The following is a 22,844-nucleotide window of genomic DNA, read 5'->3' as shown; positions in this document are numbered from 1 at the left end:
AACAATTTCATGGCTGCCATGCCGTTTTGGCGCTTGAACTCTCGGTTTTCGCGCGTATGTAAGCGTCGCGAATTGACTTCAGGGAAGTGGACTTGGCTATCTACAGGGAAAAAGACGTTTTCGAGCGGCGTAACGCCGCAAACGAGGCAAAGAAGGCGCTCCTCGAGCGCTTCAAGGCAAAGCCGGCGGCGGATGATCCCGCGGTGCTGGCGCGGCAGGCCGAACGCAAGGCGATCCTTGAGGCCCGCGAAATCCGCGAGGCTGAAAAGGCACGGCTGAAGCAGGAAAAGCTGGCACGCGAAGCGGTCGAGAAGGCCGAGCGCGAGGCAGCTGCCGAGGCGGCACGTATCGCCGCCGAGGAAGCTGCGCAGGCCGAGGCCAAGATTCGGGAATCCGAAGAGAACGAGCGCATCGCGCGTTTTCTGGCCGACGAAGCCGAACGCAAGGCCAAGCGCGACGCACGCTACGCGGCGCGCAAGCAGCGCACCGGCAGGACGCCTCCGGGCTTCTCCGCCCGCTAGCCTCGCGGCAAGCATCAAATTCAAGGTCAGGGTCGCCTCGCAGCGGCCCTGAACGTGCTTGTCCGCCGCTATGGTCAGGCGGCGAACTTCAATCCCATGATGCCGCCGACAATGAGCGCGATGCAGGCTAGCCTGATCGCGGTGGCCGGCTCGCCGAGCAGCCAGATGCCGAGCAGTGCCGTGCCGACGGTGCCGATGCCGGTCCATACCGCATAGGCGGTGCCGACGGGCAGTGCCTTCAGCGCCAGGCCGAGCAGCGTGAGGCTGACGATCATCGAGGCAACGGTCAGCACGGTCTGCACCAGCTTCGAGAAGCCATCAGTGTATTTGAGGCCGATTGCCCAGCCGATCTCGAACAGGCCGGCAAGAAAGAGAAAAATCCAAGACATCGGCAACGCTCCATCATGGCATCGGACCGAAAAGTATTTTTCGGAGTCCGATGACCAATCAAACAATGACGGGTCGTCCCGACCGGATTTCGGGGAAGGCGCGAGGTCGTCCCCGCCATGCCAATATAAGAATTTCGGGCGCTCGATCGACAACGACCGGCACACCGTTGCCGGTCGCAATCCCATTCCGAAGCGAATTGGCCGGACCTACTTGTCCTTGAGCTTCATCGCTTTCACCGGCGGCGCCTTGAGGGCCGGAGCCGGGGCGGGCTTCTTGGCGTCCTTCTTCGGCTTGCGGGCTTCCTTGCCTGCCTTCATCGCACCTTTAGCCATGATTCGTTCCTCCGATTGCGGGAAGCGAAGTGAAACAAGAGAACCGCCCGACTGCAAGGGGTTAGCGACTGCCGTCACCGTCAGCGGATCGCTTTCAACCGGTTTCTAGAACTATTCACCGTTTCCTGGAAACGGTGAATAGCTCTAACTCTTTGTTTTGACGCAATTCCCAAGGGAAAACGCTATGCGTTTTCCCGGGAAAACCGCTTCACACTTTTCCTGGAATTGCTCTAATTTGCTCGTAAACCATGGCGGTCCGTGCCATGGTCATTTTCGCACTGCAGCATCAACCCGTGCCGTCGCCGGGTGATCGTCAGGCAGGCCGTCAGGACGACAATGCGAATCCACATCGGCTGCGAGATGAGCTTCGACTTTCCTCAGGAAACGCCGCTCATCGCAATGCTGAATGTCCACTATTCGCGTGCCTCCGATCTCGAGCGGCCGGATTTCCTGATCTCCAACCCGCCGGTACCGATAGAGAGCTACCGCGACAGTTTCGGCAATTGGTGCAACCGGTTCGTCGCGCCGCCCGGGCGTTTCACCTTCGGCACCGATGCCGTGATCCGCGATCCCGGCACCTTCGAGATGGGCGACCTGATGGCCTGGCAGCACGAGGTGCGCGACCTGCCGGCGGACACACTGCTGTTTCTGCTGCCCAGCCGGTTTTGCGAGAGCGACCTACTGGCGAGCGAGGCATGGCGACTGTTTGGGCATACGCCGCTTGGCATTCCACGCGTCCAGGCGGTCTGCGACTTCGTCCACAATCATATCGTCTTCAACTACGGCAACGCGCGGCCGACACGCACCGCCGCGGAGGCCTATCGCGAACAGAGCGGCGTGTGCCGCGACTACGCGCATCTTGCCGTCACCTTCTGCCGGGCACTCAACATCCCGACGCGCTATTGCACCGGCTACATCAGCGACATCGGCATGCCGAAGCCATGGGCGAGCATGGATTTTTGCGCCTGGATGGAGGTTTATCTCGGCGGCCGCTGGCATGTCTTCGACCCGCGCAACAATGCGCCGCGCATCGGCCGCATCCTGATCGCCTCCGGCCGTGACGCCGCCGACGTGCCGCTGACCCATATTTTCGGGCCGGGCACGCTCGCCGCCTTCAAGGTGTGGACCGAAGAGATCGTCGACTAGCCCGCCTTCCGCCAGCCAATCTCTAACCAGCAATGTCTTTGACGGACGCCAGCCTTGAACGAGCCCGCGGTTCGTGCGTTGTGATGCCTGTGGAGCTTCTGCCGTCTGGCCGTTAGGCTGGGTGCTCATCTAAACGGGGACACACACCATGGCTGGGCATGGCGGCTCAAAAAGGGTGATCTACGCGGCGCTGGCCGGCAATCTCGCCATCGCGTTGACCAAGTTCGCCGCCGCCTTCTTCACCGGCAGCTCGGCGATGCTGTCGGAAGGCGTGCATTCGCTGGTCGATACCGGCAATGGCGGCCTGCTGCTCTACGGCATGCATCGCGCCGCCCGTCCGGCTGACCGCACGCATCCGCTCGGTCACGGGCGCGAACTGTATTTCTGGAGCTTCATCGTCGCACTTCTCGTCTTTGCCGTGGGCGCCGGGGTCTCGTTCTACGAGGGCGTGATCCACATCATGGCGCCGGAACCGGTCGCCAACGTCAAGGTGAACTATATCGTCCTGGGCCTCTCTTTCCTGTTCGAGGGCAGCTCATGGCTGGTGGCGCTGAAGGAGTTCCGCAAGCAGAAGGGCAAGCAGGGCTGGCTGCGGGCAGTGCAATCGAGCAAGGATCCGAGCGTCTATACCGTGCTGTTCGAAGACACTGCGGCCCTGCTCGGCCTGATCGTCGCCTTTGCCGGCATCCTGGCGGCGGAACTGCTGAAGAAGCCGGAACTCGACGGCGCCGCCTCGATCGGTATTGGGCTGATCCTTGGCGCGACGGCGATTTTCCTGGCCCGCGAAAGCAAGGGCCTGCTGATCGGCGAGCCGGCGTCGCCCGAAGTGCAGAGACAGGTGCTGGCGATCGCCCAGCAGGATCCGGCGGTGCGGCAGGCGAACGGCGTCCTGACCGTCCATATGGGGCCGGCGGAGATCGTCGCCGGCCTGAGTATCGAGTTCGAGGATCATCTGACGGCGCCGGAGATCGAAGCTTGCGTCGAGCGCCTGGAGGCGCGGCTGAAAAAGGAGATGCCGGAGATCACGCGGCTATTCGTCAAGCCGCAGACCACCGGCACATGGGAAAAGCGGAGCAAGCTGATCGAGACCGCGTCCGATCCGGCGCTGGACTAGCGTTGCGCCATTGCCTCACGGTCTTGCCTTGCTAAGATCAAAGAGACTTTGGAGGAACGAGGATGAAAATCGACGGCGGCTGCCATTGTGGCGCCATCACCTACGAGGCGGAGGTCGACCCGGAGAACACCGGAATCTGCCACTGCATCGATTGCCAGCAACTGACCGGAACGGCTTTTCGCGTGACCGTGGGCGCGCCGGAAGGCCAGTACCGGATCACCAAGGGTGCGCCAAAGGTCTATATCAAGACAGGATCGAGCGGCGCCAAGCGCGCGCAGGGCTTTTGCGGCGAGTGCGGCTCGCATCTCTACGCCACATCGGTTGGCGACGGGCCGAAGGTTTATGGCATCCGGGTCGGCACGGCGCGGCAACGTGAACAACTGGTCCCGAGAAGGCAGAGCTGGCATCGCTCGGCGCTGCCATGGCTGCCGGAATTCCCGGGTATGGCGACCAAGGAAGAGCAGTAGGGGCGGATCCGGCGCCGTCGCTCAGTCGTCGCCTTCGACGACCCTCAGCCTGAGCTGTCCGGTTTTCGAATCGGCGACGCGGGGGCTCGCGTCGACCTTCGCAGCGGGAGCCCGTGACGCCGCGTCCGCGGCGGCATCGCCGTCGGGCTGCGCGCCGAATTCCAGCGCCTCGATCTTCTGGCCGCGCTTGGTGACCTTCGACGTCGAAACCAGGATGTCGTCGATGTCCTTGGCGGACTGGCCGAAATGGACCTGCAGCTTGCGCACACGCTCGTCGACACGCGCAACGTCCTCCATCAGCCGGATGACCTCGCCCTGGATCAGATGCGCCTGTTCGCGCATGCGGGCGTCCTTGAGGATCGCCTGGATGACCTGGATCGACAGCATCAGCAGCGACGGCGAGACGATGACGACACGGGCGCGATGCGCCTTGTGGACGATCGCCTCGAAATTCTCGTGGATCTCGGCGAACACCGATTCCGACGGCACGAACATGAAGGCGGTGTCCTGCGTCTCGCCCTGGATGAGGTATTTTTCCGATATATCGCGGACATGGATCTCGATGTCGCGGCGGAAGGCCTGCGAGGCGACCTTCTGCAAGTCGGGGCCGTCGGCGGCGCGGATGGCATTCCAGGCTTCCAGCGGAAACTTCGCGTCGATGGCAAGCGACGGGGCGCCGTTCGGCATCTTCACCAGGCAATCGGGCCGGCTGCCGTTCGACAGCGTCGCCTGGAATTCATAGGCGCCGTGCGGCAGGCCGTCGGCGACGATAGCCTCCATGCGCGACTGGCCGAAGGCGCCGCGCGTCTGCTTGTTGGAGAGGATCGCCTGCAACTGCACGACCTGGCCGGCGAGCGACTGGATATTGCCCTGCGCGACATCGATGATCGCCAGTCGCTCCTGCAATTTGGCCAGGCTTTCATGCGTCGATTTGGTCTGCTCGGTCATGGTCTGGCCGAGGCGGCCGGTCATGGCGTCGAGGCGCAGGCCGATCGACTGCGTCAATTCCGCCTGCCGTGCCCCGAACACCTCGGCGATGGCGCCCATGCGGCCCTGCATCTCCGCTTGCGATTGCAAAATGCCGGCCATCCGCGCCTCGGCGTCGCGGGCATGGTCGGCGGCTTCGGCCGCGGCGACGGCGCGCGCCTTGGCCGATCGCCACAGCGCGATGACGAGCGCCACGAACAGGCCGAGGAACAGCAAGACGCCGAAGGCCAGCGCATGGCCGAGCGTGATCGTGGTGGCGCCAAGCCGGGCGACAGGTTCGGAAAGGATGGTGGTCAGATCATTCATGTGGACAGCATAGATGATTCGCACGGCTGACACAGATCAAAACGTGAACGAGCCTCAAGCCCGGCGGTTGACGCTTTTCGCTGGAGGTCTTAGGTGGAACGCCATGCCGATCAAGCCGCTCATCATCCTTCCCGACCCCATCCTGCGCCAGGTTTCCAAGCCGGTGGAGCGCGTCGACGCGCCTTTGCGCAAATTGGCCGACGACATGTTGGCGACCATGTATGACGCCCCCGGCATCGGGCTGGCCGCAATCCAGATCGGCGAGCCGCTGCGCATGCTGGTGATCGATCTCGCCAAGGAAGACGAAGAGCCGGCGCCGCACGTCTTCATCAACCCGGAAATCCTGGAGAGCGCCGATGCGCGCTCCGTCTACGAGGAGGGCTGCCTGTCGATCCCGGACTACTACGCCGAGGTCGAACGCCCGGCCTCCGTGCGGGTCAAATATCTCGACCGCGACGGCAAATTGCAGGAGTTGGAGGCAGAGGGCCTGATGGCGACCTGCCTGCAGCACGAGATCGACCACCTCAACGGTGTCTTGTTCATCGACCACATCTCGAAGCTGAAGCGCGACATGGTGGTGAAGAAATTCAAGAAGCTCGCCAAGGACAAGGCGCCGGGCAAGCTGATGGGATAGGGCTGGAGTCCACTCCAGGCCTGATGTCGGCGGCACAGCACCAAATGGAGATGCCGATGGCCGACATCCTGATCAGAGACATTCCCGAGCCTTTGAAACGCGAAATCGAACTGGCGGCACACAAGGTCGGCCAGAGCCTGTCGGACAGGGCCATCGATCTTTTGCGCAAAGGCATGGCTGCGGAACGGCGATCTCAGCAGGAGCTGAGCCTCTCGGCATAGGACGCGATTCGCTCGGCTTTCGTCGCTGAAAGCGCAATTGGCGATGAATACGCCGAGATCATGGACACAATCGAAGCGGAAAGGAAAAGCGACCGTGGTCGCCCGCGACTTTGACGGCCTTGACCTGAAGATCATAAACCCGTTTGAAGCGGGTGCCTGAGCCGGCTCACGGCGCGAGCAGAAGATAGGATATCGAAAGAAAAATGCCCCTTCGCGTCATCTTCATGGGCACGCCCGAGTTTTCGGTGCCGACGCTGCACGCCATTGCCGAGGCCGGTCACGATGTCGCCGCCGTCTATACGCAACCGCCGCGCGCCGCCGGACGGCGCGGACTGGAACTGACGCCGTCGCCGGTGCAGCGCGAGGCGGAGCGGCTGGGCATCGAGACGCGCACGCCCACATCGCTCAAGAGCGAGGCCGAGCAGGCCGCCTTCCGTGCCTTGCACGCCGATGTCGCCGTGGTCGTCGCCTATGGCTTGCTGCTGCCGAAGGCGGTTCTGGACGCAACCCGGCTTGGCTGCATCAACGGCCATGCCTCGCTTCTGCCGCGCTGGCGCGGCGCCGCGCCGATCCAGCGCGCCATCATGGCCGGTGACTTGGAAAGCGGCATGATGGTGATGCGCATGGAAGAGGGCCTGGACACTGGCCCGGTCGGAATGGTTGAAAAATGTACCATCGAACCCGATATGACTGCCGGCGATCTGCATGATCGGTTGATGAGTGTCGGCGCAGCCCTGATGGTGGAAGCGCTGGCGCGACTGGAAAGGAACACCCTGACATTTACCCCACAAGCTGTGGATGGGGTGACCTACGCCAAGAAAATCGATAAATCCGAGACGCGCGTGGACTGGACTCGCTCGGCGAGCGAGGTCCACAATCATATTCGTGGCCTGTCGCCCTTTCCCGGCGCCTGGTCGGAGATAGGAATTGGCGGCCGCCCGGAACGGCTGAAACTGCTTCGCTCGACGCTACCGCAAGGCCTGTCGCTTTCGGAAGATTTGGGCGAGTCGGGAGGAATTCTCGATGACCGGCTGACTGTCGCCTGCGGGACAGGCGCGATCAGGCTGGTCGAAGTTCAACGGGCGGGCGGAAGGCCCGCCGCCGCGTCGGAATTCCTGCGCGGGGCCAAGATCGAAAAAGGAATGAAATTCTCATGAGCATGATGTCGATACGCGCGGCGACGCCGCGAGATCGCGAGGCCATTCGCCTCGTCGAGGAGCACGCTTTCGGCCAGCAGGCGGAGGCCGGGCTGGTCGACGCGCTGGTGACCGGCGGCGACGCCGTTGCCGAACTGGTGGCGGAAGAAGACGGCCAGGTGGTCGGCCATATCCTGTTTTCCCGGCTGTTCGTCCAGAGCGGCGGCAAGAACTTCGCGGCCGTGGCGCTGGCACCGCTGGCGGTGGAGCCCTCGTTCCATGGCAGCGGCATCGGCGGCGCGCTGATCCGCGAGGCACATATCCGTCTCCGGGATGGCGGCGAGACGCTGGCCGTGGTGCTGGGCGATCCGGCCTATTACAGCCGTTTCGGCTACAGCCATGCACGCGCCGAAAAGTTCGAGAGCGAGTATCAAGGCGAGGCACTGCAGGCACTGGCCTGGGGCGATGCCCCGGAAGCCGGCAGACTGGTCTACGCCTCGGCCTTCGGCTCGGCACTCGCCGCCTAGGCGAGTGCAAATTGCCGCGTTTTCGCCTCGACATCGAATATGACGGCAGCCTGTTTGCCGGCTGGCAGCACCAGGCGGATCAGCCTTCAGTGCAGCAGGCGATCGAGCAGGCGATCGAAAAATTCTGCGGCGAAGCGGTCAGGCTGCGCGCTGCCGGCCGCACCGATGCCGGCGTGCATGCGACCGCCCAGGTGGCGCATGTAGACCTCGCCAAGGCGTGGCCCACCGACAAGGTGCGCGATGCCGTCAACGCCCATCTGCAGGCGGCCGGCGCGCGCATCGCCGTCCTCAAGGCGACGGTCGTCTCCGACGGTTTCGACGCGCGCTTCTCGGCCACCGGCCGCCACTATCTCTACCGCATCCTCAACCGCCGCGCGCCGGCCGCGCTCGACAAGGGCAAGGTGTGGTGGGTGCCGAAGCGGCTCGACGCCGTCGCCATGCACGAAGCGGCAAAGGTCCTGCTCGGACGACATGACTTCACCACCTTCCGCTCCACCCAGTGCCAGGCGAACAGCCCGATCAGGACGCTGGAGCGGCTCGATGTGAGCCGGCAAGATGACGTGATCGAGGTAAGGGCCTCGGCGCGCTCCTTCCTGCACAATCAGGTGCGCTCGATGGTCGGTTCCCTCAAGCGCGTCGGCGACGGCGGCTGGACCGCGGCCGACATGAAAGCGGCGCTCGAGGCGCGTGACCGCGCCGCCTGCGGCCAGGTGGCACCACCCGACGGGCTGTTTCTCATCGGCGTCGATTATCGGGGCGTCGATTATCCTGAGGTCGACTACCCGGAGACGAACCCGGAAAGGCTCTGAGCCCCGACATCGTCCGGCACGGTGATGCCGAGCAGCGTCTGCAGGCCGAACAGCACCAACAGCGAGGCGATGAACATGCCGACGAAAACGGCGGTGCCGGTCGCTGCGCCCCTGCCGATTGTGGCGTTGGTCATGCGCCAGGTCAGCACCATCGACAGGGCAAACAGAAGCAGCGACACAAGGCTCGAAACCTGGCTCGCAGACGACAGGAAGAGTCTGATCAGCGCCGAGGGCAGCATCAGCCAGGCGGTGATGGCCGAAGCCCAGTTGCTGGCGACGACATAGTGGACGAAGCGGCCGCCAATGCCGGCGCGCGGCGCAACCAGGGCCAGAACGATCAGCGGCAGCACCCAGGAGCCGATGTCGACCGTCGCCAGACGCACCAGCATGCTGAAGCGCCCCGCGAAAGCGTCGGGATCGCCGATCTCATTGGCGACGCCGACCCAGCCGACGATCAGCGCTGGTGCCGCAACGACAATGGCGAAAAACGAATTCCAGAAACCATCGGCCGACAGGTCGAGCAGGCGCAATCCGTCGGTCTTGCCGAGCATCAGCCGCCAGGCGCCCGTCAGCGAAGCTTGGGTTTCGTCCGCCGAAAGCATGTTGCTCAGCCCTGTCCGAACCAGTCTTCGATGAAGCGCTGGTAGATTTGCGTCAGCGTTTCGAGATCGGCAATGGCGACGCGCTCGTCGACCATGTGCATGGTCTTGCCGACCAGCCCGAACTCGACCACCGGGCAGTAGTCCTTGATGAAACGCGCGTCGGACGTGCCGCCGGAGGTCGACAGCGTCGGCTCCTTGCCGACCGTCGACTTGATGGAGCCGCGAAGCGTTTCGATCAGTTTGTCGTCGCGGGTCAGGAAGACATGGCTCGGCCTGTCGCGCCAGACGAGCTCATAGTCGACCGGAGTCTTCTTGGCCTGCCGGTACTTCTTGCGCCTGGCCGCCTGGTCGAGCCGGTTGTGGATCTCGGCCTGCAGGGTCTCGGCCGTCCAGGTGTCGTTGAAGCGGATGTTGAAGGTCGCGGTCGCCTTGGCCGCAATGACATTGGTGGCCGGGTTGCCGACATCGATGGAGGTTATCTCCAGATTGGTCGGCTGGAAATCCCTGGTTCCCTTGTCGAAAACAGGATGCAGCAAGGCGTCGACCAGGCTCATCAGCCCGCGCACCGGATTGTCGGCAAGCTGCGGATAGGCGACATGGCCCTGGCGGCCATTGACTGATATGGCCCCGGACATCGAGCCGCGCCGGCCGATCTTGATCGTGTCGCCGAGCGTATCGGGGTTGGTCGGCTCGCCGACAAGGGAGGCATCCCATTTCTCGCCCCTGGAAGCCGCCCATTCGAGTAGCTTGACCGTGCCGTTGATGGCGGGGCCTTCCTCGTCGCCGGTGATCAGCAGCGAGACCGATCCTTTCGGGCCGCCATTGGTCTCGACATGGCGTGCCACGGCGGCGATGAAACAGGCAATGCCGCCCTTCATGTCGACCGCGCCACGGCCATACATCTCGCCATTGGCGATCTCGGCGGCGAAGGGCGGATGCGTCCAGGCGGCTTCGTCGCCGACCGGCACCACGTCGGTATGGCCTGCGAACATCAGATGCGGGCCGTTGCCGGACCGTCGCGCATAGAGGTTCTCGATGTCGGGCGTGCCGTCTTCGGAAAACACCGGCCGGTCGACCAGGAAGCCGAGCGGCTTCAGCATCGTCTCCAGCGCGGTCAGCGCGCCGCCCTCGTTGGGCGTTACCGAAGCACAACGGATAAGGGCGGCGAGGTTTTCGGCGGGATCGGTCGGCAGCGTCATGGCAAAAGCGATAGTCGAAAGCGGAGGGCCTGTCACGGCCAGACATAGGGGCCAGCCTCATGGCTGGCGATACCGCCGATATTATGGTTTTCATGTCGTATAGCTGCGACCCGGTGCGGGTGACAGGATGGCAGACCAGGACAAAAGAATCGTCATTGCCGGCGCCGGCAGCATCGGCTGCTATGCCGGCGGCTGCCTGGCGCTCTCCGGGCGCCGGGTGATTCTGCTGGCCCGGCCGCGTGTCGATGCGGCGTTGCGGCAGGGCGGGTTGCGGGTCAGCGACCTCCAGGGCCGCGATCGCTCTATCAAGCCGGAGGCGCTTGCCGTCACCGCCGATCCGGCCGCTGCCCTGCCGCAGGCCGACGTGATCCTGGTCACGGTCAAGAGCGGCGCGACGCAGGATATGGCAACCCTCATCAAGGTCCATGCCCGCCCCGATGCCGTGGTGGTCAGTCTGCAGAACGGCATCGACAATGCCGAAAAACTGCGCGCCGGGCTTGCCGGGCGAACAGTGCTGGCCGGCATGGTGCCGTTCAATGTCGTGCAGTCCCCGGATGGCGAACTGCCGCTGCGCGTTCACCGCGCCAGCGACGGCAAGGTGATGGTCGAAGACGGCGACGCCAGCCTGGTCGACCTGCTCGGTGTCGAAGGGTTTGCGGTCGAAGCCCATGGCGACATGAAGGCCGTGCTGTGGGGCAAGCTGCTGATGAATTTGAACAACGCGCTGGTGGCGCTGTCGGACCTGCCGCTGGCAACCGAATTGGCCGATCGGGGCTGGCGGCTGATCCTGGCCCGTCAGATCGACGAGGCGCTCACGGCGATGAAAGCATCCGGCATCGAGCCGGCGCGGATTGCCGGCTTGCGGCCATCCCTGCTGCCGAAGGTGCTCAGGCTGCCGGACTGGCTGTTCAAACTGCTGGCCCGGCGCATGCTGGCGATCGACCCGCGGGCGCGCTCGTCGATGTGGGACGATTTGCAGCGCGGCCGGCCGACGGAGATCGACGACTTGCAGGGCGCGATCCTGCGGCTGGCGGATAAAGCCGGCACGCCGGCGCCGATGGTCAAGCGGATCACCGCGCTGGTGCGCGCGGCGGAATCGGAGCGGCTTGGCTCGCCGGGCCTGGCGCCGGAACAGATTGTTGTACCGCCGGCCGGCCGTCGATCAACGTGATCTTCTGCCAGATTTTACGCGACAGGTTGGACGCCAGGTTCTCGATGTCGTTGACGCCGTCGATGACGATGTCGTCATTGACCGACTGCGCGAACAGCGCGGCGATCTTGCCGGTGATCGACAGCATTTCGGAGCAATAGTCGAGATAGCGCGCCAGGTCGGCGGCATTGGTGATGCGCGCCGGCGAATGCACCGTCGGCCTGAAATCGGCCGAAAGGGCCGCCGGATCCTTGGTCAACTGGTGCATGTCGATGACATGGATCAGCGAACGCAGGCCGTGCAGCTGGCGAAAGACTCTTTTGCGCTTGATACGCTCCTCGGTGCGGATCAGGGCAAGTAAGCCCAACACAGCGAGTATGACGGTGTTGATCGAAGCCTCTATGCCTTGCACCGACTGCAGGGCATCGTGGGTTCCCGAAATGCGGTCGATCGGCAAGATGGTACCGACGAACAGGAACACCAGCACACCCGCGACGAAGGCGGCGCCAATGAGCCCGCGCAGCCACCAGATCGGTGCTTCGAGCACCTTGGCCGCCTTGGCCAGATCGCGTGACAGCGAGACCAGTTCGGCGGCGACGCCACGCAATCCCGCATCGGGGAAACGGTCGGCGATCCGCTCTTCCAGCCGCTCGGCGGTCCCGACGATCAGTTTCGGATCAAGCGTGCGGTAGCGCATGTCCGATCGGCCCTCAGTGTTGCGCCGGCTCGTTGGTGCGCCGGCCATAGCGGTTGGGCCCAGGCTGCCCTGGAAACAGGCACAACACAAGGAAGGCGACGATCGAGACCACCGGCACGAACAGGATCAGCGCGGCAATTCCCGGCTTGTCCAGGTCGTGCAGCCGTTTAACCGCCAGCGCGATGTTCGACCACAGCGAGGCGATGAAGGCGACAAAGAAGATGAACGACCACATGTTGCTCTCGGGCGAGCCCTCCGGCACCAGCGTGAAGCGATAGAGCGGGAAGGCCTGGATGATGGCGACGAGCAACCCGCCAAGAAAATAGGCCGCGCGGCTGACGCGGCCCGATATTTTGAAGAAAAGCCAGGTGAGTGATCTGTCAGGCAAGCGGATCCGGTCCATATTGATTGGCGCCCCTGGCGCCTTCGAGAATGCCGCATTCCACCAGAAACCAGATCGGGCCGATGAAAGGCACCAGCATGATCAGGCTCCACCAGCCCGACTTGCTGCGATCATGCCAGCGCTTGGCGTAGACTGCGAGTGCGAAATAGATCGAGGCCAGAGCGACGAGAATGCCGACGATGCCGATCTGGGCGCCGCTGGCCGTGGTGATGCGTGTGCCAAGTATCGCATCGAGAATAAAGGCAACGATGCCGATGACCATGAAAACTCCAATCGCGGCCCAGAATTTGGCACGGTTGATGCGGCCGTCGAAGCTCGTCAGCAGATACTTCCAGTCCATGTCACCCCTCCACGTTGAACCAGCGCGACCGATTGTCGCGCCGGCGGAAGGTGCGCCCGCTTTGCGCAAAGATCAATCGCGCAGTAATTCGTTGATCGAGGTCTTGGAACGGGTCCTGGCGTCGACCCGCTTGACGATGACGGCGCAGTAGAGGCTTGGACCCGGCTCGCCGTTCGGAAACGGCTTGCCAGGCAGCGAGCCGGCGACGACGACGGAATTCGGCGGCACTTCGCCATAGAAAATCTCGCCGGTGGCGCGGTCGACGATCTTGGTCGACTGGCCGATGAAGACGCCCATGCCGAGCACCGAGCCTTCGCGCACGATGCAGCCCTCGACCACTTCAGAGCGCGCGCCGATGAAGCAATTGTCCTCGATGATGGTCGGGCCGGCCTGCATCGGCTCCAGCACGCCGCCAATGCCGACGCCGCCGGACAGATGCACGTTCTTGCCGATCTGGGCGCAGGAGCCGACCGAGGCCCAGGTGTCAACCATGGTGCCGGTATCGACATAGGCGCCGACATTGACGAAGGACGGCATCAGCACGGCGCCCGGCGCGACATAGGCCGAACGGCGCACGATCGACGACGGCACGGCACGGAAGCCCGCCTTCTCGAAGTCGACGGCGCCCCAGCCATCGAACTTCGACGGCACCTTGTCCCACCACACGGCCTCGCCCGGGCCGCCCTTGATGATTTCCATCGGGTTGAGCCGGAACGACAACAGCACGGCCTTCTTCAGCCACTGGTTGACATGCCATTTGCCGTCGGCCTGCCGCTCGGCGACGCGGACGGTGCCGCGGTCGAGCAGGTCGAGCGCCGACCGGATGGCATCGCGCGCTTCGCCGCGCGTCGTCGTCGAAATCGTGTCGCGTTCCTCGAAGGCCGTCTCAATGGTCTTTTCGAGGCTCGCAAGATCGGGCTTCGACATGAATTCGCTCCATTACCAAGCTGTTAAGGGGCTGCGCCTTAACCTGTTTTGAAAGGCGCGCGGACCGCTGGCAGGCTTTGCCTGCCTGGGTCTTTGCTGTAGCAGGTTCTTGTCGCAAACCGTCGGACACTTTTGCGGAACCTGCTTATGTTAAGGCTCAATGAGGGTCAATCGCGGCTGCGCCATGGGACGGCGCAACTGAAAAATTTGGACGGGTAAGGCAATTATGACTCCTATGGAAAAGGCGGGGTGGACCCCGCTGCCGCATTCGGACGAGGATCTGGAGCGGTCGAAGAGCGTGCCGGATACGCCGCAGACGCGTGCCGAAACATACCGGCTCGCCTGGAACGATCCCGACTTCATGACGCGGCGCGAATTGCGCGCGGTCAGGTTGCAGCTGGAACTCTTGAAGCCTGAGATGATCCTGGCCGAGCGCGGTATCCGTTCGACGGTGATCCTGTTTGGGGGCGCACGCCTGCCCGAGCCCGGCGGCGAGGCCTGGGCGGCCAAGAACGAAACGCAGAGAAAGAACCTCGAGGAAAACAGCAAATACTACGAGGAGGCGCGCAAATTCGCCCGCCTCTGCTCGCAGCATTCGGCTACATCACACTACCGCGAATATGTCGTGGTGACCGGCGGCGGGCCCGGCGTGATGGAAGCGGGAAACCGCGGCGCCGACGATGTCGGCGCGCCGTCGATCGGCCTCAACATTGTCCTGCCGCACGAGCAGGCGCCGAACATCTATGTGACGCCGGAGCTCTGCTTCAACTTCCACTATTTCGCCATCCGCAAGATGCATTTCGTCATGCGCGCCAAGGCTGTCGCGGTATTCCCCGGCGGCTTCGGCACGATGGACGAGTTCTTCGAGACGCTGACCCTGATCCAGACCGGACGCATGGAGCGCGTGCCGGTGATCCTGTTCGGCAAATCCTTCTGGAAACGGGCGATCGATCTCGACTTCCTCGCCGAGCAGGGCACGATCAGCCCCGGCGACCAGGATATCATCGATTTCGTCGACACCGCCGACGAGGCCTGGGGGATCATCAGCCGCTTCTATAAGTTAGGGGAATAGGGCTGGGAATCGGAGAACTGGGGAATCGAGGAATTGAAGAATTGAAGAATGAGGATTGCGGTCTCTGCGTTCTGGATCGATTCCCCAATTCGTCAGTTCTTCAATTCCCTACCCCCTCCTCCACAATCGCCGTGAGAAACGTCGCGAGATCGTCGGTGACGAAATCGACATCATCCTCGTTGGCCGGGTCGCGCTCCCAGATTTCCGAAAAGGTCGGCTCGAAATTGCGTGGCACGACAAGCACCGTGGTCATGCCCAGCGACTTCGGCACCGCAAGATTGCGGGCAAGGTCTTCGAACATCACCGCATTGTGGCCGATGACGGAATGAAGTTCGGCGAACTTCTCGTAGGTCTGGCGTGCCGGCTTGGGATTGAGCCCCGCGGCGACGATATCGAAGATGGCGTCGAAATGGTCGAGAATGCCGAGCTGGCGCGCGGTGCGTTCGGCATGCCTGCGGTCGCCATTGGTGAAGATGAACTTGCGGCCCGGAAGCTGGCGGATGGCGGTGCCGAGGACGGGATCGGGCACCAGCCATGAGTAATCGATGTCATGGACCTTCTCGAGGAAATCGTCGGGGTCGATGCCGTGGCGCGTCATCAGCCCGTTCAGCGTCGTGCCATATTCGCGGTAGAGTTCCTTCTGCAATTTGCGCGCGTCGTCGCGCGGCAGCGCCAGGAGTTCGCCGACATAGGCGGTCATCTTGACGTCGATCTGCGAGAACAGGTTCGAATGATGCGGATAGAGCGTGTTGTCGAGGTCGAACACCCAATCGGTGACATGGGCGAAGCGGGCGGGGTCGGGGAGCGTGGTCATGCGCTCCTTATGGCATGAAACGGGCAGCCTGAAAGAGACTTTATCCACAACTTCTGCTCGCTGAGGTTGCGTAAATTGCCTCACGATTCAAATTTTATGCATCCGGGAAAGGTGGCCTTCAGGGCTTGCTGGCACAGAGACGGTCTTGTGGGAGCAAGCGATGAACAGCATAATTCTGAGATCCGCCGCCGTTGCTTTCGCCTCTGTGGCGGCCTCTCTCCTTTTGACGCTGATCATCGTTCCGGCGATGGGATTTCCGGTCAACCGCACGATCTGGCTGACCTCCACGATCTGTCCGCTGGTGCTGACATGGGCCGCCAGCGCAAGCACTTTCTGGCAAAGCGACAGGCTGAAAAACGCGCATCGCGAGCTCGCTCGCGCGCATGCCCAGCTCGCCGCCGCGCATCGCCGCCTCGCCGAAAAGGCGAGCCGCGACGACATGACCGGCATGCTCAACCGGGAAAGCTTCTTTGCCGCGCTCGACGGTTCGCGCCGCAAGTCCGATCGCGGCGCGCTGCTGATCATCGACGCCGACCACTTCAAGAAGATCAACGATAATTTTGGCCACCTGACCGGCGATGACGCGCTGCTTTTGATCGCCAGCGCGATCCAGCGCGGCGTGCGCAGCGGCGATGTGCTCGGCCGCGTCGGCGGCGAGGAGTTCGGCGCCTTCCTGATCGGCGCCACCGAGCAGGAGGCCAAGCGCGTCGCCGAGCGCATTCGCCGTGAAGTCGAGCTGATCCGCTTCCGGCCCGTCGATGAGCGGACCATTCCGCTCACCGTCAGCATCGGCGGCACCGTCTGTGGCGAGGATGTCAGCGTATCGGACCTGATGCGCGCCGCCGACCGGCGCCTCTACCAGGCCAAGCATCAGGGCCGCAACCTGACGATCCTCGACACGGACATTTCCGAAGCGGCCTAATCAGGCGGCCGATACGCTGGACCGTTAAGGAAATTCTAACCCTGTTTGTACTCGGTTGCACCGTCTGCCCGGGGTTTCCGCTGCTTTGTAGTGAAGCTTGGCACGATACTGGCTTCCGCAGCGATGCATGTGTCGCTCAGGGAAACTGTCGTTCCGGGAACTTTCGTTCCGGGAACGCCCCATGCGTAGCCGAGGCCCCACCCGAGAGACCAGTCATGAGTTTCTTCATCAAAAGAATATCACGCCGCACGCTCGTGCAGGCGCTGATCGCGCTGCCCGCGTTGTCACTGTTCCGCAAGCTGCCTGACGCCGATGCTTCGCATGCCGATCCATCCCGCGCCGATCCATCCCGGGCCGACCCGAACGAGATCGTCGAGGTCAATGGCTGGATCCTGAAGCGGAGCGACCTGGCATGATCTTCGACAGCTACGCAGCGTATCGCGCCGCGAACTTCACCCCCAAGGTCTGCATCCTCGGTTCCGGCCCGGCCGGCACAACCATTGCCCGCAAGCTCGGCGCCGCCGGCGTTCCGGTGGTGGTGATGGAGGCCGGCTCGCGTGAGTTCAGCGACGAGTCGCAGGATTTCTACCGTGGCACCACGGTCGGCGATTTCTATTTCGATCTCGACATCACCCGGCTGCGGTTCATGGGTGGCAGTTCCAACCACTGGGCCGGCTGGTGCCGCGTGCTCGACAAACAGGATTTCGAGCCGAAGGCCTGGGTGCCCGATACGGGCTGGCCGATCCGCCGCGCCGACATCGAGCCCTATCTGCCGGAAGTGCGCGATATTCTCGACCTTCCAGCCTTCCGGCCGGACATGCCGATCTCCGACGACATTCGCTGGGTGCAGTTGATCAAGAGCCCGGCTGTGCGCTTCGCCGAGAAATTCGGCGACGAACTCGACAAAGCCAGCAACATCGCCGTGGTGCTCAACACCGGTGCCACTGAACTTGCCGGCAACGGCAGACGCGTGACCGGCACCAGGCTGTGGTCGAACGGACAGGATGCCGGCTTCTTCAGCGCCGATTATTTCATTGTCTGCACGGGCGGACTGGAGAATTCGCGGCTGCTTTTGTGGTCGAACCAGCGCTCGAACGGCGGCGTCGTGCCGAATGCGACAGCGCTTGGCCGTTACTGGATGGAGCACCCGACCTTCGAGGGCGGCAACGCCATCCTGGCCAACTATGCCGAGTTCGAGGTCGATGCCGTCAACGAGGCCTTCTTCTCGCCGACGCTTGCCGCTGTGGAGCGCCTGCAGATCATGAACTTCGGCATCAGGCTGATCGAAACGCCGTATCCCGGCGTCAAGAACCTCATCGCCGATCTCGCCTGCACGGCGCCCAACATGGCCGAATGGATGTCCTCCAAGCTCAGCCAGAGGCTGCGCTGCGCGGCGCAGCTCTATGTCGCCTGGGAACAGGCTCCGCTCGCCTCCAACCAGGTCGAGCTGTCGAAGACCGATGTCGACCACGCCGGCGTGCCGCGCATCGAGCTGCACTGGAAGAAATCGGAGATGGAACGCCGCACCCTGCTCGAAGGGCTCAGACTGTTCGGCACGACGTTGATCGAGAAGAATCTCGGCCGAGTGCGCATCGCCGACTGGATCGCCAACGGTCAGGACTACCCAACCAATGACGAGACGGCGGGCCATCACCACATGGGCGGCACACGTATGGGCACGGACGTCATCAAGAGTGTCGTCGACGCCAACTGCAAGGTACGCGGCATGGACAATCTCTATGTCGGCGGCTCCTCGGTGTTCTGCACATCGGGCCAATGCAATCCGACGACGACGATCACCGCGCTGGCCTGCCGGCTGGGCGACCATCTGAGCAAGGTGGTCACCGCCTGACGGTTTTACGGCAATTTTTTGGGATTTGAGGGACAATGCCGGCGCCCGTGATGGTCCCGGCGGATGATATCGCGCTTCGTCAACGCCGCCCTCGGCCTGCAGCGCGCCCAGCTTGCGCGGCTGAAGGCCGAGGCCGGCTGAGGCATCAGACCGTCGCCGGATCGAGCGCCGGCTGGCCCTTCCGGCGGGCGACGATCGCCTCGAAGTCGGCGGTCTGGAAGGCATCGCGCAAGGCGTCGAACGACGGCAGCACGAAATAGGCGCGCTGGAACTTGTCGATCTCGTAGCCGGTGCGCATCACCGTTTCCAGGTCGAAGGGCACGTGGTGGGCGTCCTTGCCGTCGACCGCGAATTGCAATTCGGTGAACGACGACATCAGGCCGGCGCCAAAGGCTTTCAGCGGCTGACCGGCCTCCTGCATCAGGCCGTATTCGGCCGTGTACCAGTAGAGCCGGGTGATCATCTCGTCGCCGCCCAGCGCAATGATGTCGCCGGCCTTGCGGCCATACATCTGCATGAAGTCGGCAAACACCGGCTGCGACAGCACCGGCACGTGGCCGAAGAAGTCGTGGAACATATCCGGCTCGACGATGTAGTCGAGTTCCTGCCTGGTCCGCAGCCAGTTGGTGACCGGGAAGCGGCGATTGGCGAGATGGTCGAAGAAAGGGGCCGCGGGAATGAGACCCGGCACGGCAACGATCTCCCAGCCGGTCAGCTTGCGCAGCTTGGCGCTGACCTCCTCGAAATCGGGGATGCGGTCGAGCAGGCCGAGCTTCTCGACGCCGTCGAGATAGGAGTGGTGCGCGAGCTTGCGCGTCAGTTTGGTCTGGCGGTCGCACAGCGTGCGCCACACCGCCTGCTCCTCGGCGCTGTAATCGTAACCCTGCGCCACGGTGAAATCGGCACGGCAGACCGAATAGTCGCCGCGAAGGCCTTGGGCAGCGCAATCGCGGGCGTATTCGGCAACGCTCATCGTCGTCATGGTTTTTCTCCTCGCAATCATGAATGGCGAATGGTCTGAAAGATTAACCGGATTTGCCGAGGCAAATCGGTTTTGATGGTCGTTTAAGCGTGATATTCTGGATAATATTCCCTCACAAGAAACCAATGCGGAGTGAAAATGCCTCAATTCGATGATTTCGAGATCAAGATGCTCGACGTCCTGCAACGCGACGGACGCAAGCCGGTGTCCGAGCTGGCGCAAGAGATCGGCCTGTCTACGACGCCGTGCGCGCGGCGTTTCGAGGCGCTGCAGGATGCGGGCATCATCAAGGGCTTTGCCGCGGTGATCAGCCGCCGCGCGGTCGGGCTGATGGTCGAGGTGTTCATCCAGGTGCGCCTTGTCAGCCACAGCGACGGCTCGCCCGAAAGCTTCATCGCCGCCGTCCAGCGCATGGATGAGGTGTCCTCGTGCTGGACGATGACCGGCGACCACGATTTCCTGCTGCATGTCATGGTGCCGTCCGTCGACGAACTCAACGCCTTTGTCATGCACCGGCTGATGCGGCTCGACGGCGTGCGCGACGTTCACACGCAACTGGTGCTGCAAAACATCAAGGGCCCCGGCCACGTGCCGCTCGCCCACCTCAGGCGATGACGATGCCTGCCTTCCGTATTCCTGCGGGAAAGCTGCACGCAAACTGCTGAAGCGGGCCAAGCGCTTGTCCATATCGCCGGCCAGCTTGCGCGGACCAACTGCCCAGGAGGTCCGCCATGAAAATCGTCCTGATCAATCCGCCGCACACCGCCATCGGCAGCCGCGTGCCCGACGACCACCTGCCGCCGCTCGGCCTGCTGGCGCTCGGCGGCCCGCTGATCGATGCCGGCCGTCAGGTGCGGCTCGTCGACGCCGAGTTCGGGCCGATGCCGCTCGATAGGGTCGTTCGCGATGCACTGGAAGACCATCCCGACTTCGTCCTGATCGGCCATTCCGGCTCGACCTCGGCGCACCCGACCGTTTTGCTGATCGCCAAGATGATCAAGGAGCGCGAGCCGGCGACCATCATCATCTATGGCGGCGTCTTTCCGACCTATCACTGGCGTGACATCCTGGCTGAAACGGACGTCTTCGACTTCATCGTGCGCGGCGAGGGCGAGGCGACCGTCGTGGCGCTGGTCGAGGCGCTGGAAATGCACCGGCCGCCGGCGAGCGTGGCCGGCATCGCCTATCGCGACGATCTGCGCCGTCCCTTCGCGACGCAGCCGGCCATGACCATTGCCGAGCTCGATGCCTACCGTGTCGGCTGGGAGCTGATCGATCACGGGCGCTACAGCTATTGGGGCGGCAAGCGTGCCGTGGTCATGCAGTTCTCGCGCGGCTGTCCGCATCTGTGCAACTATTGCGGCCAGCGCGGCTTCTGGACCCGCTGGCGGCATCGCGACCCCGTCAAATTCGCGCAAGAGATCGCCTGGCTGCACCGCCAGCACGGCGTCGAGCTGATCAACCTCGCCGACGAAAATCCGACGGTTTCGAAGAAGGCCTGGCGCGCCTTTCTCGACGCTCTGATCGCCGAGAACGTACCGGTGCTGATCGTCGGTTCGACCCGCGCCGACGACATCGTGCGCGACGCCGACATCCTGCATCTCTACCGCAAGGCCGGCGTTATCCGCTGGCTGCTCGGCATGGAAAACACCGACGAGCAGACGCTTCAATTGATCCGCAAGGGCGGCAGCACCTCATCCGACCGCGAGGCGATAAGGCTGCTGCGCCTCAGCGGTATACTGTCGATGGCGACCTGGGTAGCCGGCTTCGAGGATGAGGGGTTTCGCGACCTGTGGCGTGGCTTTCGCCAGCTGATCGCCTACGACCCGGACCAGATCCAGGCGCTCTATGTGACGCCGCATCGCTGGACGCCGTTCTTCAGGATCGCGCGGGACCGCAAGGTGATCCAAAGGGACGCCCGGCTGTGGGACTACAAGCATCAGGTGCTGCTGATGACGCGGCTGAAACCTTGGATGCTGTTCTTCGGCGTCAAGCTGATCGAGCTGGCGGTGCAGTCGCGGCCGAAGGCGCTGGCGCGCATCCTGTTCCACAAGGATCCCGAGCAGCGCCACTCGATGCGCTGGTACACGCAGATGGGCCGCCGCGTCTGGTTCCGTGAGGTCGGGGGTTTTCTGGTCCGCGACATCAGGGTGAAGGACGGTCCGACGCTTGCTGAATTCTGGGGCGCGCCGCAGGACGCCGAAGAGGAGTCCATGACCGTTCGACGCCCGGCGCGCAAGCCGGCTGAACCCGCGCCGCAGCGCGGTACCGGCATGCAACTTCCTGCCGAATGAGTCTCCAGTCCGCGCCGCTCAGGGCACGATCAGCGTGCCGGCGCCGTGTTCGGTGAACAGTTCGAGCAGCACCGAATGCGGCGTCTTGCCGTTGAGGATGACGACGCCTTCGACGCCGCGCTCGATCGCTTCGATGCAGGTTTCGACCTTGGGGATCATGCCGCCCGAGACCGTGCCGTCCTTGATCAGCGCCTTGGCCTCGGCCACGGTCAACTCGTCGATCAGCTTCTTGTTCTTGTCGAGCACGCCCGGCACATCGGTGAGGAACAGCAGGCGTGTCGCCTGGCAGGCTCCGGCAATGGCGCCGGCGAAGGTATCGGCATTGATGTTGTATGTGTGGCCGTCGCGGCCGGGTGCCACCGGCGCCAGCACCGGGATCATTTCGGAGCGCGCCAGAAGATCGAGCAAGGTGCGGTCGACCTCGACCGGCTCGCCGACAAAGCCGAGATCGAGCACGCGCTCGATATTGGAGTCCGGGTCGATCATCGTCTTGCGGGCCTTTTCGGCAAAGACCATGTTGCCGTCCTTGCCGCACAGGCCGATCGCCCATTCGCCCTCGGCGTTGATCAGGGCGACGATCTCCTTGTTGATCGAACCGGCCAGCACCATCTCGACGATCTCGACCGTCTTCTGGTCGGTGACGCGCAGGCCGCCCTCGAACTTGGATTCGATGCCCATCTTGGCCAGCATGGCGCCGATCTGCGGGCCGCCGCCATGGACGACGATCGGGTTGACGCCGGATTGCTTCAGAAGCGCGATGTCGCGGGCGAACGCCTTGCCGAGTTCGATATTGCCCATGGCATGGCCGCCATATTTCACCACGACCGTCTTGTTCTCGTAGCGCTGCATGTAGGGCAGCGCCCGCGACAGCAGGGCAGCCTGCATTTCGGCGGTGGCGGTTATTTCCGTCATCGGCTTGGTTCCCTGGAAAGCGGTAAAGACGGCGGCGTCTTAGCGGGAATTGGCGCCGCCCGCAAATGGCTTTGCTGTCATATTCGAG

28 protein-coding genes are annotated in these 22,844 nt (G+C 63.4%); 16 read left to right on the top strand and 12 right to left on the bottom strand.

The annotated features are described in order from the left end of the window. Positions 1-92 precede the first annotated feature (92 nt). Entirely contained in the window at positions 93-521 is a 429-nt protein-coding gene (locus NKH03_RS21250) for a DUF6481 family protein (protein ID WP_109667244.1), read from the top strand. Between the two features lie 74 nt (positions 522-595). Here NKH03_RS21250 and sugE read toward each other — a convergent pair whose 3' ends face one another. Beyond that, positions 596-910 (bottom strand): quaternary ammonium compound efflux SMR transporter SugE, encoded by a 315-nt coding sequence (gene sugE, locus NKH03_RS21245; protein WP_352970328.1) that lies wholly within the window; start codon positions 908-910, stop codon positions 596-598. 207 nt (positions 911-1,117) lie between these two features. Then, positions 1,118-1,243 (bottom strand): hypothetical protein, encoded by a 126-nt coding sequence (locus NKH03_RS21240; protein ID WP_013528464.1) that lies wholly within the window; start codon positions 1,241-1,243, stop codon positions 1,118-1,120. 336 nt (positions 1,244-1,579) lie between these two features. Here NKH03_RS21240 and NKH03_RS21235 point away from each other — a divergent pair, with 336 nt between their 5' ends. The 3 genes from NKH03_RS21235 to NKH03_RS21225 all read left to right on the top strand — a co-directional run bounded on the left by NKH03_RS21235 (position 1,580) and on the right by NKH03_RS21225 (position 3,970). Then, positions 1,580-2,389: a transglutaminase-like domain-containing protein gene (locus tag NKH03_RS21235; RefSeq protein WP_352878166.1), complete on the top strand. Its 810-nt coding sequence runs from the start codon at positions 1,580-1,582 to the stop codon at positions 2,387-2,389. A 148-nt stretch (positions 2,390-2,537) separates the two neighbouring features. Further along, positions 2,538-3,503, top strand: coding sequence for a cation diffusion facilitator family transporter (locus NKH03_RS21230; protein WP_352970325.1), 966 nt, complete (start codon positions 2,538-2,540; stop codon positions 3,501-3,503). A 62-nt stretch (positions 3,504-3,565) separates the two neighbouring features. Next, positions 3,566-3,970 carry a GFA family protein gene (locus tag NKH03_RS21225; RefSeq protein ID WP_352970323.1) on the top strand — a complete coding sequence of 135 codons (405 nt, stop codon included), beginning with the start codon at positions 3,566-3,568 and terminating at the stop codon, positions 3,968-3,970. A gap of 21 nt (positions 3,971-3,991) precedes the next feature. Here NKH03_RS21225 and NKH03_RS21220 read toward each other — a convergent pair whose 3' ends face one another. Further along, positions 3,992-5,263, bottom strand: coding sequence for a DNA recombination protein RmuC (locus NKH03_RS21220; protein ID WP_352970321.1), 1,272 nt, complete (start codon positions 5,261-5,263; stop codon positions 3,992-3,994). Between the two features lie 103 nt (positions 5,264-5,366). Here NKH03_RS21220 and def point away from each other — a divergent pair, with 103 nt between their 5' ends. The 5 genes from def (at position 5,367) to truA (ending at position 8,590) form a co-directional block, all read left to right on the top strand. Continuing rightward, the gene (def, locus tag NKH03_RS21215) at positions 5,367-5,897 is read left to right on the top strand and encodes a peptide deformylase (RefSeq protein ID WP_352970319.1); all 531 of its coding nucleotides are present in this window, start codon (positions 5,367-5,369) and stop codon (positions 5,895-5,897) included. Positions 5,898-5,953: 56 nt separating this feature from the next. Then, positions 5,954-6,118, top strand: coding sequence for a hypothetical protein (locus NKH03_RS21210; RefSeq protein ID WP_352970317.1), 165 nt, complete (start codon positions 5,954-5,956; stop codon positions 6,116-6,118). Between the two features lie 203 nt (positions 6,119-6,321). Next, positions 6,322-7,275, top strand: a complete 954-nt coding sequence (gene fmt, locus NKH03_RS21205; RefSeq protein WP_352970315.1) for a methionyl-tRNA formyltransferase — start codon at positions 6,322-6,324, stop codon at positions 7,273-7,275. Then, positions 7,272-7,781 carry a GNAT family N-acetyltransferase gene (locus NKH03_RS21200; RefSeq protein WP_352878174.1) on the top strand — a complete coding sequence of 170 codons (510 nt, stop codon included), beginning with the start codon at positions 7,272-7,274 and terminating at the stop codon, positions 7,779-7,781. The genes fmt and NKH03_RS21200 overlap by 4 nt, the downstream gene beginning before the upstream one ends. An 11-nt stretch (positions 7,782-7,792) precedes the next feature. Next, complete coding sequence (gene truA / locus NKH03_RS21195) at positions 7,793-8,590, top strand: tRNA pseudouridine(38-40) synthase TruA (RefSeq protein ID WP_352870104.1); 798 nt, start codon at positions 7,793-7,795, stop codon at positions 8,588-8,590. Here the strand turns inward: truA and NKH03_RS21190 are convergent. Both NKH03_RS21190 and dapE read right to left on the bottom strand, forming a co-directional pair. Further along, entirely contained in the window at positions 8,560-9,192 is a 633-nt protein-coding gene (locus NKH03_RS21190; protein WP_352970313.1) for a transporter, read from the bottom strand. The two genes, truA and NKH03_RS21190, sit on opposite strands and share 31 nt — an antisense overlap. A 5-nt stretch (positions 9,193-9,197) precedes the next feature. Beyond that, the gene (gene dapE / locus NKH03_RS21185) at positions 9,198-10,391 is read right to left on the bottom strand and encodes a succinyl-diaminopimelate desuccinylase (protein ID WP_352970311.1); all 1,194 of its coding nucleotides are present in this window, start codon (positions 10,389-10,391) and stop codon (positions 9,198-9,200) included. A gap of 127 nt (positions 10,392-10,518) precedes the next feature. On the opposite strand from dapE, the gene NKH03_RS21180 reads away from it, so the two are divergent. After that, on the top strand, positions 10,519-11,562 hold the full coding sequence (locus tag NKH03_RS21180) for a 2-dehydropantoate 2-reductase (protein ID WP_352970309.1): 1,044 nt from the start codon (positions 10,519-10,521) through the stop codon (positions 11,560-11,562). Here NKH03_RS21180 and NKH03_RS21175 read toward each other — a convergent pair. The 4 genes from NKH03_RS21175 to dapD form a co-directional block, all read right to left on the bottom strand. Next, on the bottom strand, positions 11,462-12,238 hold the full coding sequence (locus NKH03_RS21175; protein ID WP_352870108.1) for a hypothetical protein: 777 nt from the start codon (positions 12,236-12,238) through the stop codon (positions 11,462-11,464). The two genes, NKH03_RS21180 and NKH03_RS21175, sit on opposite strands and share 101 nt — an antisense overlap. A gap of 13 nt (positions 12,239-12,251) precedes the next feature. Then, the gene (locus NKH03_RS21170; RefSeq protein ID WP_352870109.1) at positions 12,252-12,626 is read right to left on the bottom strand and encodes a DUF805 domain-containing protein; all 375 of its coding nucleotides are present in this window, start codon (positions 12,624-12,626) and stop codon (positions 12,252-12,254) included. Then, on the bottom strand, positions 12,619-12,981 hold the full coding sequence (locus tag NKH03_RS21165) for a DUF805 domain-containing protein (RefSeq protein ID WP_352970307.1): 363 nt from the start codon (positions 12,979-12,981) through the stop codon (positions 12,619-12,621). Before NKH03_RS21165 ends, NKH03_RS21170 begins: the two co-directional genes overlap by 8 nt. Before the next feature lie 72 nt (positions 12,982-13,053). Continuing rightward, positions 13,054-13,908, bottom strand: a complete 855-nt coding sequence (gene dapD, locus NKH03_RS21160; protein WP_352970305.1) for a 2,3,4,5-tetrahydropyridine-2,6-dicarboxylate N-succinyltransferase — start codon at positions 13,906-13,908, stop codon at positions 13,054-13,056. 226 nt (positions 13,909-14,134) lie between these two features. Here dapD and NKH03_RS21155 point away from each other — a divergent pair, with 226 nt between their 5' ends. Further along, the gene (locus tag NKH03_RS21155) at positions 14,135-14,980 is read left to right on the top strand and encodes an LOG family protein (RefSeq protein WP_352870112.1); all 846 of its coding nucleotides are present in this window, start codon (positions 14,135-14,137) and stop codon (positions 14,978-14,980) included. A gap of 100 nt (positions 14,981-15,080) precedes the next feature. Here the strand turns inward: NKH03_RS21155 and NKH03_RS21150 are convergent, their stop codons facing one another. Then, entirely contained in the window at positions 15,081-15,794 is a 714-nt protein-coding gene (locus tag NKH03_RS21150) for a pyrimidine 5'-nucleotidase (protein WP_352870113.1), read from the bottom strand. A gap of 160 nt (positions 15,795-15,954) precedes the next feature. Between NKH03_RS21150 and NKH03_RS21145 the strand changes: the two genes are divergently transcribed. From NKH03_RS21145 to NKH03_RS21135, 3 genes are all read left to right on the top strand, one after another. Then, complete coding sequence (locus NKH03_RS21145; RefSeq protein ID WP_352970303.1) at positions 15,955-16,716, top strand: GGDEF domain-containing protein; 762 nt, start codon at positions 15,955-15,957, stop codon at positions 16,714-16,716. A gap of 215 nt (positions 16,717-16,931) precedes the next feature. Further along, positions 16,932-17,132 carry a hypothetical protein gene (locus NKH03_RS21140; RefSeq protein WP_352970301.1) on the top strand — a complete coding sequence of 67 codons (201 nt, stop codon included), beginning with the start codon at positions 16,932-16,934 and terminating at the stop codon, positions 17,130-17,132. Continuing rightward, the gene (locus NKH03_RS21135) at positions 17,129-18,568 is read left to right on the top strand and encodes a GMC oxidoreductase (RefSeq protein ID WP_352970299.1); all 1,440 of its coding nucleotides are present in this window, start codon (positions 17,129-17,131) and stop codon (positions 18,566-18,568) included. The genes NKH03_RS21140 and NKH03_RS21135 overlap by 4 nt, the downstream gene beginning before the upstream one ends. A gap of 145 nt (positions 18,569-18,713) precedes the next feature. On the opposite strand, the gene phhA is transcribed toward NKH03_RS21135, so the two are convergent. Beyond that, positions 18,714-19,550 carry a phenylalanine 4-monooxygenase gene (phhA, locus tag NKH03_RS21130; protein ID WP_352870117.1) on the bottom strand — a complete coding sequence of 279 codons (837 nt, stop codon included), beginning with the start codon at positions 19,548-19,550 and terminating at the stop codon, positions 18,714-18,716. A 138-nt stretch (positions 19,551-19,688) separates the two neighbouring features. Between phhA and NKH03_RS21125 the strand changes: the two genes are divergently transcribed. Both NKH03_RS21125 and bchE read left to right on the top strand, forming a co-directional pair. Next, positions 19,689-20,165 (top strand): Lrp/AsnC family transcriptional regulator, encoded by a 477-nt coding sequence (locus NKH03_RS21125; protein WP_023810775.1) that lies wholly within the window; start codon positions 19,689-19,691, stop codon positions 20,163-20,165. Positions 20,166-20,281: 116 nt separating this feature from the next. Beyond that, positions 20,282-21,844, top strand: a complete 1,563-nt coding sequence (gene bchE / locus NKH03_RS21120; protein ID WP_352970297.1) for a magnesium-protoporphyrin IX monomethyl ester anaerobic oxidative cyclase — start codon at positions 20,282-20,284, stop codon at positions 21,842-21,844. 18 nt (positions 21,845-21,862) lie between these two features. Here the strand turns inward: bchE and argB are convergent, their stop codons facing one another. Next, on the bottom strand, positions 21,863-22,756 hold the full coding sequence (argB, locus tag NKH03_RS21115) for an acetylglutamate kinase (RefSeq protein ID WP_352878183.1): 894 nt from the start codon (positions 22,754-22,756) through the stop codon (positions 21,863-21,865). Between the last annotated feature and the right edge of the window lie 88 nt (positions 22,757-22,844).

This window comes from Mesorhizobium sp. M1406 (assembly GCF_040317555.1).
In the GTDB taxonomy this organism is placed as follows: domain Bacteria; phylum Pseudomonadota; class Alphaproteobacteria; order Rhizobiales; family Rhizobiaceae; genus Mesorhizobium.
This window is presented reverse-complemented; position numbering and strand designations above follow the sequence as displayed.

Coding starts and splice junctions, on each gene's coding strand:
- sugE (WP_352970328.1), bottom strand. CDS start 910: ATGTCTTGGATTTTTCTCTTTCTTGCCGGCCTGTTCGAGATCGGCTGG.
- NKH03_RS21240 (WP_013528464.1), bottom strand. CDS start 1,243: ATGGCTAAAGGTGCGATGAAGGCAGGCAAGGAAGCCCGCAAGCCGAAG.
- NKH03_RS21235 (WP_352878166.1), top strand. CDS start 1,580: ATGCGAATCCACATCGGCTGCGAGATGAGCTTCGACTTTCCTCAGGAA.
- NKH03_RS21230 (WP_352970325.1), top strand. CDS start 2,538: ATGGCTGGGCATGGCGGCTCAAAAAGGGTGATCTACGCGGCGCTGGCC.
- NKH03_RS21225 (WP_352970323.1), top strand. CDS start 3,566: ATGAAAATCGACGGCGGCTGCCATTGTGGCGCCATCACCTACGAGGCG.
- NKH03_RS21220 (WP_352970321.1), bottom strand. CDS start 5,263: ATGAATGATCTGACCACCATCCTTTCCGAACCTGTCGCCCGGCTTGGC.
- def (WP_352970319.1), top strand. CDS start 5,367: ATGCCGATCAAGCCGCTCATCATCCTTCCCGACCCCATCCTGCGCCAG.
- NKH03_RS21210 (WP_352970317.1), top strand. CDS start 5,954: ATGGCCGACATCCTGATCAGAGACATTCCCGAGCCTTTGAAACGCGAA.
- fmt (WP_352970315.1), top strand. CDS start 6,322: ATGCCCCTTCGCGTCATCTTCATGGGCACGCCCGAGTTTTCGGTGCCG.
- NKH03_RS21200 (WP_352878174.1), top strand. CDS start 7,272: ATGAGCATGATGTCGATACGCGCGGCGACGCCGCGAGATCGCGAGGCC.
- NKH03_RS21190 (WP_352970313.1), bottom strand. CDS start 9,192: ATGCTTTCGGCGGACGAAACCCAAGCTTCGCTGACGGGCGCCTGGCGG.
- dapE (WP_352970311.1), bottom strand. CDS start 10,391: ATGACGCTGCCGACCGATCCCGCCGAAAACCTCGCCGCCCTTATCCGT.
- NKH03_RS21180 (WP_352970309.1), top strand. CDS start 10,519: ATGGCAGACCAGGACAAAAGAATCGTCATTGCCGGCGCCGGCAGCATC.
- NKH03_RS21175 (WP_352870108.1), bottom strand. CDS start 12,238: ATGCGCTACCGCACGCTTGATCCGAAACTGATCGTCGGGACCGCCGAG.
- NKH03_RS21165 (WP_352970307.1), bottom strand. CDS start 12,981: ATGGACTGGAAGTATCTGCTGACGAGCTTCGACGGCCGCATCAACCGT.
- dapD (WP_352970305.1), bottom strand. CDS start 13,908: ATGTCGAAGCCCGATCTTGCGAGCCTCGAAAAGACCATTGAGACGGCC.
- NKH03_RS21155 (WP_352870112.1), top strand. CDS start 14,135: ATGACTCCTATGGAAAAGGCGGGGTGGACCCCGCTGCCGCATTCGGAC.
- NKH03_RS21150 (WP_352870113.1), bottom strand. CDS start 15,794: ATGACCACGCTCCCCGACCCCGCCCGCTTCGCCCATGTCACCGATTGG.
- NKH03_RS21145 (WP_352970303.1), top strand. CDS start 15,955: ATGAACAGCATAATTCTGAGATCCGCCGCCGTTGCTTTCGCCTCTGTG.
- NKH03_RS21140 (WP_352970301.1), top strand. CDS start 16,932: ATGAGTTTCTTCATCAAAAGAATATCACGCCGCACGCTCGTGCAGGCG.
- NKH03_RS21135 (WP_352970299.1), top strand. CDS start 17,129: ATGATCTTCGACAGCTACGCAGCGTATCGCGCCGCGAACTTCACCCCC.
- phhA (WP_352870117.1), bottom strand. CDS start 19,550: ATGACGACGATGAGCGTTGCCGAATACGCCCGCGATTGCGCTGCCCAA.
- NKH03_RS21125 (WP_023810775.1), top strand. CDS start 19,689: ATGCCTCAATTCGATGATTTCGAGATCAAGATGCTCGACGTCCTGCAA.
- bchE (WP_352970297.1), top strand. CDS start 20,282: ATGAAAATCGTCCTGATCAATCCGCCGCACACCGCCATCGGCAGCCGC.
- argB (WP_352878183.1), bottom strand. CDS start 22,756: ATGACGGAAATAACCGCCACCGCCGAAATGCAGGCTGCCCTGCTGTCG.